The following is a 9,825-nucleotide window of genomic DNA, read 5'->3' on the forward strand; positions in this document are numbered from 1 at the left end:
GGTCGAAACCGGGACGAATGGCATCGCCCGGCCGGGGCACGAGCCCACCATCACCTGACGATCCACCGAGGAGGCACCACCGCCATGGCCAAGGCAACCGTCCCCACCCCGAAGTACACCGTCCCCGGCCTGAGCACCGACGACGCCCGCAAGCTGATCGACCTGCTCCGCCTGCGGCTGCACGCCCTCAACGACCTCCACCTGACGCTCAAGCACGTCCACTGGAACGTCGTCGGGCCGCACTTCATCGCCGTCCACGAGATGCTCGACCCGCAGGTCGACCGCGTCCGCGACATGGCCGACGACGTCGCCGAGCGCCTCGCCGCGCTGGGCGGCGTCGCGCAGGGCACCCCGGGCTCCCTGGTCAAGGAGCGCACCTGGGACGACTACTCCATCGGCCGCGCCGACGCCATCGCCCACCTCGGCGCGCTGGACGTCGTCTACACCGGCATCCTCGAGGCGGTCCGCGAGGGTGTCGAGGTCGCCGGGGAGATCGACCCGGCCACCGAGGACCTGCTGATCGAGCAGCTCCGCGACCTCGAGCAGTTCCAGTGGTTCGTGCGCGCCCACCTGGAGAGCGCGGGCGGCACGCTGGCCACCGCCGACGCCACCACCGAGAAGGACGGCGCCTCCGCCGGCGGCGACGTTTCCTGACCGCCGCCCCCGGCGGCGCCCGGCCCGGGCGGACGCCCCGCCGCTCAGCGGCGCGGCGTCCGCAGCCGGGACAGGAACCGCTGCGCCCGTGCCCGGTTGCGCGGGTCCGCCGCGGCCCGCCGCGCCTGTTCCATGGTCCGCCGTCCCTGCGGGGTGGCGGACCATTGCTTGAGCCGGCGCAGCATGTTCGACAGTGCCATCGTGTGTCCTCCTGTGTCGGGGTGAGCCCGTGTCGGGGTGACCTGGAAGCGTCGGGCCCCGCGTATCGGGTACCCCGCCGCCATGCTGATCGATCTCACCGACCGCACCGCACTGGTCACCGGCTCCTCCCAGGGCATCGGCGCCGCCATCGCCGCCGGCCTGGCCCGCTCAGGAGCGCGGGTCGGCGTCAACGGCCGTGACCAAGGGCGCCTGGAGGAGGCCGTCGCGAACCTCCGACGGCAGGTCCCCGACGGCGAGTTCGTGCCCGTGGCGGCCGACCTCGCCACCGAGGAGGGCGCGGAGACCGCCGTCCGCGCCCTCCCGGAGACGGACATCCTCGTCAACAACCTGGGCGTCTTCGGCGCCCGGCCCGCCCTGGAGATCACCGACGACGAGTGGCGGCGCTTCTTCGAGGTCAACGTGCTCACCGCCGTCCGCCTCACCCGCGCCCTGCTGCCCGGTATGAAGGAACGCGGGTGGGGCCGGGTCATGTACATCGCCAGCGACTCCGCCGTGGCCGTCCCCGCCGAGATGATCCACTACGGGACCAGCAAGACCGCCCTGCTCGCCGTGGGCCGGGGCTTCGCCAAGGAGGCCGCGGGCACCGGCGTCACCGTCAACTCCGTGATCGCCGGGCCCACCCACACCGGGGGAGTGGAGACGTTCGTGTACGAACTCGTCGACCCCGACCTCCCCTGGGAGGAGGCGCAGCGGGAGTTCATGCGCCGGCACCGGCCGCAGTCCCTGCTCCAGCGGCTGATCGAACCCGAGGAGATCGCCAACATGGTCGTCTACCTCGCCTCGGACCAGGCGTCGGCCACCACCGGCGGCGCCCTGCGGGTGGACGGCGGCTACGTGGACTCGATCCTGCCCTGACGCGGAGTCACCGGGCCCCGAGAGGGGAGGGGCCCTTGGGCCCTGGAGACGGCGGTCCTAGGGCAGCGGCTGCGCCGCCCAGATGATCTTCCCCTCGGGCGTCCACCGCGTCCCCCACCGCTCGGAGAGCTGCGCCACCAGGAACAGGCCCCGCCCGCCCTCGTCGAAGCCGGCCGCCTGCCGCAGCCGCGGCGCGGTGCTGCCCGCGTCGGACACCTCGCAGATCAGCTCGCGCTCGCGCAGCACGCGCACCTTCACCGGCCCGCTGCCGTGCCGCAGCGCGTTGGTCACCAGCTCGCTGAGGATCAGCTCCGTGGTGAACGCCTGCTCCTCCAGGCCCCATTCGGTCAGCAGCCGGGTCGCCGCGGCCCGGATGCGGCCCACCGCCGACGGGTCCCGCGGCACGTCCCAGATGGCGATCCGGTCCGGGCCGATCGCCCGGGTGCGCGCCACCAGCACCGCGATGTCGTCCGTCGGCCGCGGATCGACCCCGTCCAGCACGTCCCGGCAGGTCTCCTCCGGCGACTCGCCGGCCCGCTCCAGCGACGCCCGCAGCAGCTCCAGGCCCGCGTCGATGTCCCGGTCCCGCTCCTCGACCAGCCCGTCCGTGTAGAGGACCAGCCGGCTGCCCTCCTCCAGCTCCACCTCCGCCGTCTCGTACGGCAGGCCGCCCAGGCCCAGCGGCGGCCCGGCCGGGACGTCGAGGAACTCCACCCGTCCGTCCGGCCGCACCACGGCCGGCGGCAGATGTCCGGCCCGCGACATCACACAGCGCCGCGACACCGGGTCGTACACCGCGTACAGGCAGGTCGCCCCCGTGATGGCGGCGACGCCGCCGGTGTTCTCCTCCTGGTCGATGCGCGCCACCAGCTCGTCCAGCAGCCCCAGCAACTCCTCCGGGTGCAGGTCCAGGGCGCTGAAGGTGTGCACCGCCGTCCGCAGCCGGCCCATGGTGGCCGCCGCGTGCAGACCGTGCCCCACCACGTCGCCGACCACGAGCGCCACCCGCGCCCCCGACAGCGGCAGCACGTCGAACCAGTCGCCGCCCACCCCGGCCTGGGCCGGGAGGTAGCGGTAGGCCACGTCCAGCGCCTCCTGGTCCGGCAGCCGGCGCGGCAGCAGACTGCGCTGCAGCGTCACCGCCATCCCGTGCTCGCGGGTGAAGCGCCGCGCGTTGTCGATGGCGACCGCCGCCCGGGTCACCAGCTCCTCGGCGACCGCGAGCTCCTCCTCGTCGAACGGCTCCTTGCGGCGGTCGCGCCAGAAACCCACCACGCCCAGCACCTGGCCGCCCGCCCGCACGGGCACCGCGATCAGCGAGTGCACCCCGTGCTCCAGCAGCTCGGACCACTGCTCGCGCTCCTGCCCCTCCCAGGCCCGGGACTCCTCCAGCCGGGGCTCCAGCAGCGCCCGGCCGGAGCGCAGCACCCGGGCCTGCGGGGAGGAGCCGTCGGCCCGGATCTGCGCACCCAGCGGGAACAGGGGGGCCTCGTCCACGCCGCTGCGCGCCGTGCGGCGCAGGGGCGCCGAGGGGTCCGGCCGCGCCGACGGCTCGTCGCCGCCCAGGACCGAGTCGAACAGGTCCACCGTCGCGTGGTCCGCGAACCGCGGGACCACCAGCTCGGCCAGGGCCTCCGCGGTCCGGCCGACGTCCAGACTCGCCCCGATGCCCAGGCCCGCCGCGTACAGCAGGTCCAGCCGCTCCCGGGCGGCCTCCGCGCGGCCGGCCAGCGCCCGCAGCTCCGTGGAGTCCCGCAGCGTCGCCACGGACCCCGACGGCCCGCCGCGCAGCCGGGTCGGCCGCTGGTTCACCACCACCAGGCGGTCGCCGACCGGGTGGACCTCGTCGGTGGCGACCCGTCCCGACAGCAGCAGTTCGGCGACGTCCGGGTACAGGCCCAGCTCGCCGACACGGCGGCGGCCGGTGTCCTCCGGCAACTCCAGCAGGCGCTGCGCCTCGTCGTTGGCCAGCAGCAGTTCACCGTCCGAGCCGACGATGACCACGCCCTCGCGCACCGAGTGCAGGACCGCGTCGTGGTGCTCGTACATCCGGGTCATCTCGCGCGGCCCGAGCCCGTGGGTCTGCCGCAGCAGACGCCGGCCCGCCACCGCGGTGCCCGCCGTGGCCAGGGCGAGCGCGAGGCCCGCGGCGCCCAGCAGCAGCGGCAGCTGCCGGTCGGCGGTGTTGCCCACGTTCTCCACGGTGATGCCCGCCGACACCAGCCCCACCACCCGACCCTGCGGGTCCCGCACCGGCACGATCGCCTGCACCAGCTGGCCGATGGTTCCGGTGATCTCCTCCACGACCGGCTCGCCCCGCAGCGCCGGTCCGATCTCGCCGACGAACTTCTTGCCGATGCGGTCGGGGCGGGGATGGGTGTAGCGGATCCCCTCGGTGTTCAGCACCACCACGAAGTCCACCGGCACGCTCCTGCGGACCTCCTCGGCCCGGGGCTGCAGCACCGCCGTAGGGTCGGGGGAGCGCAGCGCCTCCCAGGTGCCCGGCGCCTCGGCGAAGGCGACGGCGACCGCGCGCGAGCGGTTGCGGGCCTCCTCCTCGCTGGCGGCGCGTCCCTGCAGGACCAGCGCCGCGACCGCGGCGAGAACCAGCAGCACGACGATGACCACGTGCACGACGAAGACCTGTGCCGCGACGCTCCGCCGCGACAGGATGCCTGATCGGCCCAGTGGTCGCATAGGCCCCAGTTCTACCCGCAGAGCCCGCGAGCGGCACCTGCGACATGACGGTGGCGCATCACGATTCCGCCCACGTGTCGGGGCCGCCGCCGCGCCAGTCGATCAGGCCGGACGCCGCGACGTCCAGCTCGTCCCAGCCCTGCAGCCCGGCTTCCTGGAGGAAGGCGGTCACGTCCCGCAGCGAGAAGGCGGTGCCCAGCACACGCCCGTCCACCCGCACGCGCCGTCCGCCGGACGGCCCGGGCGGCTCCACGACGACCGGTGGCTGCTCGGACATGGCTCCAGCATCGTGCGGGCCGCCGCGCCCCGCATCCGGAGGGCGGCCGTTTCCCCCGCGGGCCCCGGGCAACCCGGAGCGTGCCGACACCGCGGACGGAAGGAAGCGACGATCATGGCAGACCACCGGGACCCCGAGCTGGACGACCTGTGGAACGAGTTCCACACCGTGGTCAACATGACTTCCCGAGAGCTCCAGGACTGGCTGATGACCCGCTCCGCCGGCGAGGACACCGAGGCGCTCCCGGATCAGGCGGGCACCGAGAACGGCCGCCGCGTCCTGGACATCCTCGGCAAGCGCCGCGTAGACCTCACCGGCGACGACCTCCGGGTGATGCGGAAGGTCGTCGACACGGTGACCGCCGAACGCGGCGTTGACATGGAGCCCACGGCGGGCCAGTCGAACTGGCGCCACCGGCTGATGACCCTGGGGCACGACCCCCTCAAGCCGGTCTCGCCCTGATCCGGGCCGCTCTCCACCGGATCCGCCGCACCGGGCGTCGGTCCGGTGCGGTTCCCGCCGGCCCCGGTGCGACCGTCAGACGGCCGCCCAGCCGCTGTCGACCGGCAGGATCGCGCCGTTGATGCCGGCGGCGGCGTCCGAGGCGAGGAAGACGATCGCGGCGGCCTGGTCCTCGGCGGAGGTCACCGAGCCGATGTTGCCGAAGTACGGGGCGATCGTCGCCGGGCCGTGGGCGCCCTGCTCCGCGTCCACCTTGATGTTGGTGGCGACGCCGCCCGGGGCTATCGCGTTGGCGCGGATGCCCTTGCCGCGGTACATCACCGCGAGGTTCTTGGTCAGGCCGATCACACCGTGCTTGGACGCGGTGTAGGCGGCGCCCGCGGCGCTGCCGCGCAGGCCGGCCTCGGAGGCCGTGTTCACGATCGCGCCCTTGCCGGCGGCCAGCATGTGCGGCAGCGCGGCGCGGGTCAGCATGAACGGGGCGGTCAGGTTCACGCGGAGCACGCGGTCCCACTCGGCGTCGGACACGTCGGCCGCGGCGGACATCCGGTCCATGATGCCGGCGTTGTTGACCAGCACGTCCAGGGAGCCGAACTCCTCCACCGCGGTCGCCACGACCCGGTCCACGACGGCCTGGTCGCCCAGGTCGCCGGTCACCGCGACCGCCGTCGCTCCGGCGGCCTCCACCAGCTCCACGGTCTCCCGCGCGGTCTCCTCGTTGAGGTCGGCGACCAGCACCTTCGCCCCGGCGGCCGCGAACCGCAGGGCGGCCGCCCTGCCGATGCCGGAACCCGCGCCGGTGACGACGACGCTCTTGCCGGCCAGGCCGGTCTCGTTGCTCATTGCTGCTGCTCCCTCACATCGCCCGGCCACCCCTGCGGCGGCGGGCGCGAGGACGACCGTACCTCTTTGTGTCGCAGCGTGCCATAAAGGCATCTGGCGCCACGAAAGCGTGACGTACAGTGACAGCCCCATGACGGCCCCGCCTGACGACCCGTGCGGAGCGCTTCCGCACGTCCAGCGAGGAAGAGAGCGATGGACCACAGACCACCCGCCGTGCCGTCCGCGGCGCGGCCCACGGCCCGGCGCACCGGCAGGCCGCCCCTCACCGAGCGGCGCAAGGCCGCCACCCGCCTGGACATCTCGCGGCAGGCCGTGCGCCTGTTCGCCGCCCAGGGGGTCGCCGGCACCTCCGCCGACGAGATCGCGGCCGCGGCCGGCCTGTCCACCCGGACGCTGTGGCGCTACTTCCCGTCCAAGGAGGAGTGCGTCCGGCCGCTGCTCCTGACCGGGCTGGAGGACATCATGGAGCGGCTGCGCGCCTGGCCACCCGGTGTCACCCTCACCGAGGCCCTCGGCCTGGACGACCCGGTCTCCGGCCGGGACCAGGACAGCGCGGAGGTCGCCCAGCTGGTCCGCCTGACCGCCGGCGAGCCGGGACTGCGCGCCGTCTGGCTGCAGATCCACTCCGAGGCCGCCGACGCCTTCGCCGCGATCCTGGCCGAGCGGGAGGGCCGCGGGGCCTCCGACCTGGCCGTCCGGGTGCGGGCCGGCACCCTCAACGTCGCCCTGCGGATCGCCGTCGAGGAGTGGGCCCGGCAGGCCGACGGCCCCGCGTCACCGGCCCTGCGCGACGTGATGCGCGCCGCGCTGGGCCACGCCGCCACCGCCCTCCCGGGCTGAGCCGCACCTCACCGCGGCGGGAGGGGCGCGCGCCCGGCGTGGGAGGGGGCGCGCGCCCCGGACCCCCGCTGTGCGATCGTGTCCGCGAACGACGATCGACATATCGACAGGGAGTCCCGTGCGTACCGAATCCCCCGCGGCACCGGCGCCCCTGCTGCTGCCCGACGGACGCCCCGCCGCTGCCGCCTGGTCGCTGGACCCGGAGGTCCGGCACCTCAACCACGGCTCCTTCGGCGCCGTCCCGCGCGCCGCGCAGGACGCCCAGGCGGCGCTGCGCCGCCGCATGGAGGCGTCACCCGTCGAGTGGTTCCCCGCGCAGCCCGGGATGATCGCCGAGGCCCGCCGGAGGATCGCCGCGCATCTGGGCGCCTCGCCCGACCGGACGGCCCTGGTGCCCAACGCCAGCGCGGGCGCCAGCGTCGTCTACGGCAACCTGCCGCACCGGGCGGGCGCGGAGATCGTGGTCACCGACCACGGCTACGGCGCCGTCACCATGGGGGCGGCCCGGCTGGCCCGGCGCTGGGGCGGAACCCTGCGCACCGTGCACGTGCCGCTGGAGGCCACCGCCGACGAGGCGTACCGGGCCGTCACCGACGCCTTCACCGACCGCACCGCCCTGGCCGTCGTCGACCACATCACCTCGGCCACCGCCCGCCTGATGCCCGTCGCGCGCATCGCCGCCGAGGCGCGCCGCCGCGGCGTCACCCTCCTCGTGGACGGGGCCCACGCGCCCGGCATGCTCGCCGACCCGTCGGCGGACCTCGGCGACGTGGACCACTGGGTCGGCAACCTCCACAAGTTCCCCTGCGCGCCGCGCGGCACGGCGGTCCTGGTCGCCGGCACCGAGGCACGCCAGGACCTGTACCCCCTGATCGACTCCTGGGGCGCCACCGAGCCCTTCCCCGAGCGCTTCGACCACCAGGGCACCGTCGACGCCACCCACTACCTGGCGACGCCCACCGCCCTGGACCTGATCGAGGACACCTGGGGCTGGGACGCCGTGCGCGCCTACGCCTCCGCCCTCGGCGACCACGCGCAGCACGTCGTGGCCGCCGCCTTCTCCCGCGTCACCGGCGAGGACCACACGGCCCACGTGGGCATGCCCGCCCCCGCCCTGCGCCTGGTACGGCTCCCCGACGGCCTGGCGGGCACCCGCGAGGAGGCCGACGCCCTGCGCGACGAGGTCGCCCGCAAGCTGCGCGTCACCGCCGCGTTCACCAGCTTCGGCGGCACCGGCTACGTCCGCCTGTCCACGCACGCCTACAACACCGCGGACGACTACGCCCACTTCGCCGAGACCTGCGTCCCCGTCCTGGCCGCCTGGGCCCGCGAGAGGCGCGGCTGACCGCCGGAGCCTCGGTCGGCGGACCCGCTGACGCCGGAGCCGCGGCCGGCGGCCGGACCGCGCGGCTCCGGCGGGCCGCCGCCTACAGGCCGAGCGCCAGCCGGTGGTACGCCTGGTTCCAGCGCAGCTCGCGCCGGAAGGAACGGGTGGTGGTCGACCGGTCGATGAGGGCGAGCTCCACCCGCAGCATCTCCGCCAGGTCGTCCAGGTGCTCCGCGGTGAGGGCAGAGCTGAGGACCGTGTGGTGCGGACCGCCCGCCGTCAGCCAGGACTCCGTCGAGGTGCGCAGGTCGGGGGTGGGACGCCACACGGCCCGGGCCACCGGCAGCGCGGGCAGCGGGTGCGGCGGCGCCACCACGTCGATGTCGTTGGCCACCAGCCGGAACCGGTCCCCGAGGTCGGCCAGGCCCACCACCACGGCCGGACCCGGGGCCGCGTCGAACACCAGCCGCACGGGATCCTCGCGGCCACCGATGCCGAGCGGGTGGATCTCGCAGCTGGGCGTGGCGGCGGCCACCGTCGGGCAGACCTCGAGCATGTGGGCGCCGAGGATCAGCTCGTCGCCCGGCGTCAGGTCGTAGGTGTAGTCCTCCATGAACGAGGTGCCGCCCGGCAGCCCGGCGGCCGCGGTCTTCAGCGCCCGCAGCAGGACGGCCGTCTTCCAGTCGCCCTCCCCGCCGAAGCCGTAGCCGTCCGCCATCAGCCGCTGCACGGCGATGCCCGGGAGCTGCCGGAGACCGCCCAGGTCCTCGAAGTTGCTGGTGAACGCCCCGAAGCCGCCCTCCGTCAGGAAGGACCGCAGTCCCGCCTCGATCCGTGCCGCGTAGCGCAGCGCCTCGTGCCGCTCCCCGCCCGCGCGCAGCTCCGGCGCCACCTTGTAGGCGTCCTCGTACTCCGCGACCAGGGCCGCGACCGCCTCCTGCGGCGCCCCGTCCACCGCCTCGACCAGGTCGTTGACCCCGTAGGTGTTCACGGACACGCCGAGGCGCAGCTGCGCCTCCACCTTGTCCCCCTCGGTGACCGCCACGTCGCGCATGTTGTCGCCGAAGCGGGCGACCTTGAGGGTGGCCAGCTCGGCACGGGCGGCCGCGGCGCGCGCCCAGACGGCGACCCGGGCGACCGTCAGCGGGTCGCTCACATGGCCGGCCACGGTCTTGCGCGCCACCCCGACCCTGCCCTGGACGTGGGCGAACTCCCGGTCGCCGTGGGCGGCCTGGTTGAGGTTCATGAAGTCCATGTCGATCGTGTCCCAGGGAAGGGCCACGTTCGACTGGGTGTGCAGGTGCAGCAGCGGCTTGCGCAGGGCGTCCAGGCCGGCGATCCACATCTTGGCCGGGGAGAAGGTGTGCATCCAGGTGATCAGGCCGATGCACGCGTCGTCGGCGTTGGCGTCCAGACAGGCGCGGCGGATGGCGGAGGCGTCGGTCAGCACCGGCTTCCAGACGACGCGCACGGGCAGCTCCGGCGCGTCGTCCAGCACGGCAGCGATCCGCTGCGACTGCTCGGCGACCTGCTTGAGGGTGTCCTCGCCGTACAGCCCTTGGCTGCCGGTGAGGAACCAGATCTCGCGGACGGAGGAATTCGGGCTCTGCACAAGGACTCCTGGTGGCGTGGTGGTCCGTATGTGGAC

The 9,825-nt window shown here is 74.6% G+C and carries 10 protein-coding genes; 5 read left to right on the forward strand and 5 right to left on the reverse strand.

Annotated features, from left to right (window positions below; all coding sequences use genetic code 11):
- Positions 1–84 precede the first annotated feature (84 nt).
- Positions 85–654 (forward strand): Dps family protein, encoded by a 570-nt coding sequence (locus tag ACOV8S_RS09190; protein ID WP_448317211.1) that lies wholly within the window; start codon positions 85–87, stop codon positions 652–654.
- 44 nt (positions 655–698) lie between these two features.
- On the opposite strand, the gene ACOV8S_RS09195 is transcribed toward ACOV8S_RS09190, so the two are convergent.
- Positions 699–854, reverse strand: coding sequence for a hypothetical protein (locus ACOV8S_RS09195; protein ID WP_448317212.1), 156 nt, complete (start codon positions 852–854; stop codon positions 699–701).
- Positions 855–936: 82 nt separating this feature from the next.
- On the opposite strand from ACOV8S_RS09195, the gene ACOV8S_RS09200 reads away from it, so the two are divergent.
- A complete protein-coding gene (locus ACOV8S_RS09200) occupies positions 937–1,731 on the forward strand; it encodes an SDR family NAD(P)-dependent oxidoreductase (RefSeq protein ID WP_448317213.1) in 795 nt (264 codons plus the stop codon).
- 57 nt (positions 1,732–1,788) lie between these two features.
- Here the strand turns inward: ACOV8S_RS09200 and ACOV8S_RS09205 are convergent, their stop codons facing one another.
- Together ACOV8S_RS09205 and ACOV8S_RS09210 are read right to left on the reverse strand one after the other, a co-directional pair.
- Entirely contained in the window at positions 1,789–4,428 is a 2,640-nt protein-coding gene (locus tag ACOV8S_RS09205; protein WP_448317214.1) for a SpoIIE family protein phosphatase, read from the reverse strand.
- Positions 4,429–4,486: 58 nt separating this feature from the next.
- Positions 4,487–4,705, reverse strand: a complete 219-nt coding sequence (locus ACOV8S_RS09210; RefSeq protein WP_448317215.1) for a hypothetical protein — start codon at positions 4,703–4,705, stop codon at positions 4,487–4,489.
- A gap of 114 nt (positions 4,706–4,819) precedes the next feature.
- On the opposite strand from ACOV8S_RS09210, the gene ACOV8S_RS09215 reads away from it, so the two are divergent.
- Complete coding sequence (locus ACOV8S_RS09215; RefSeq protein ID WP_448317216.1) at positions 4,820–5,167, forward strand: DUF3140 domain-containing protein; 348 nt, start codon at positions 4,820–4,822, stop codon at positions 5,165–5,167.
- Between the two features lie 75 nt (positions 5,168–5,242).
- Here the strand turns inward: ACOV8S_RS09215 and ACOV8S_RS09220 are convergent, their stop codons facing one another.
- Positions 5,243–6,010, reverse strand: a complete 768-nt coding sequence (locus tag ACOV8S_RS09220) for an SDR family NAD(P)-dependent oxidoreductase (protein WP_448317217.1) — start codon at positions 6,008–6,010, stop codon at positions 5,243–5,245.
- Between the two features lie 192 nt (positions 6,011–6,202).
- Between ACOV8S_RS09220 and ACOV8S_RS09225 the strand changes: the two genes are divergently transcribed.
- Both ACOV8S_RS09225 and ACOV8S_RS09230 read left to right on the forward strand, forming a co-directional pair.
- The gene (locus ACOV8S_RS09225; protein ID WP_448317218.1) at positions 6,203–6,850 is read left to right on the forward strand and encodes a TetR/AcrR family transcriptional regulator; all 648 of its coding nucleotides are present in this window, start codon (positions 6,203–6,205) and stop codon (positions 6,848–6,850) included.
- A gap of 118 nt (positions 6,851–6,968) precedes the next feature.
- Positions 6,969–8,195: an aminotransferase class V-fold PLP-dependent enzyme gene (locus ACOV8S_RS09230; RefSeq protein ID WP_448317219.1), complete on the forward strand. Its 1,227-nt coding sequence runs from the start codon at positions 6,969–6,971 to the stop codon at positions 8,193–8,195.
- Between the two features lie 82 nt (positions 8,196–8,277).
- Here the strand turns inward: ACOV8S_RS09230 and araA are convergent, their stop codons facing one another.
- A complete protein-coding gene (araA, locus tag ACOV8S_RS09235; protein ID WP_448317220.1) occupies positions 8,278–9,789 on the reverse strand; it encodes an L-arabinose isomerase in 1,512 nt (503 codons plus the stop codon).
- Positions 9,790–9,825 lie beyond the last annotated feature (36 nt).

This window comes from Streptomyces sp. CO7 (genome assembly GCF_053474865.1).

Coding starts and splice junctions, on each gene's coding strand:
- ACOV8S_RS09225 (WP_448317218.1), top strand. CDS start 6,203: ATGGACCACAGACCACCCGCCGTGCCGTCCGCGGCGCGGCCCACGGCC.
- ACOV8S_RS09190 (WP_448317211.1), top strand. CDS start 85: ATGGCCAAGGCAACCGTCCCCACCCCGAAGTACACCGTCCCCGGCCTG.
- ACOV8S_RS09215 (WP_448317216.1), top strand. CDS start 4,820: ATGGCAGACCACCGGGACCCCGAGCTGGACGACCTGTGGAACGAGTTC.
- ACOV8S_RS09210 (WP_448317215.1), bottom strand. CDS start 4,705: ATGTCCGAGCAGCCACCGGTCGTCGTGGAGCCGCCCGGGCCGTCCGGC.
- ACOV8S_RS09195 (WP_448317212.1), bottom strand. CDS start 854: ATGGCACTGTCGAACATGCTGCGCCGGCTCAAGCAATGGTCCGCCACC.
- ACOV8S_RS09220 (WP_448317217.1), bottom strand. CDS start 6,010: ATGAGCAACGAGACCGGCCTGGCCGGCAAGAGCGTCGTCGTCACCGGC.
- ACOV8S_RS09200 (WP_448317213.1), top strand. CDS start 937: ATGCTGATCGATCTCACCGACCGCACCGCACTGGTCACCGGCTCCTCC.
- ACOV8S_RS09205 (WP_448317214.1), bottom strand. CDS start 4,428: ATGCGACCACTGGGCCGATCAGGCATCCTGTCGCGGCGGAGCGTCGCG.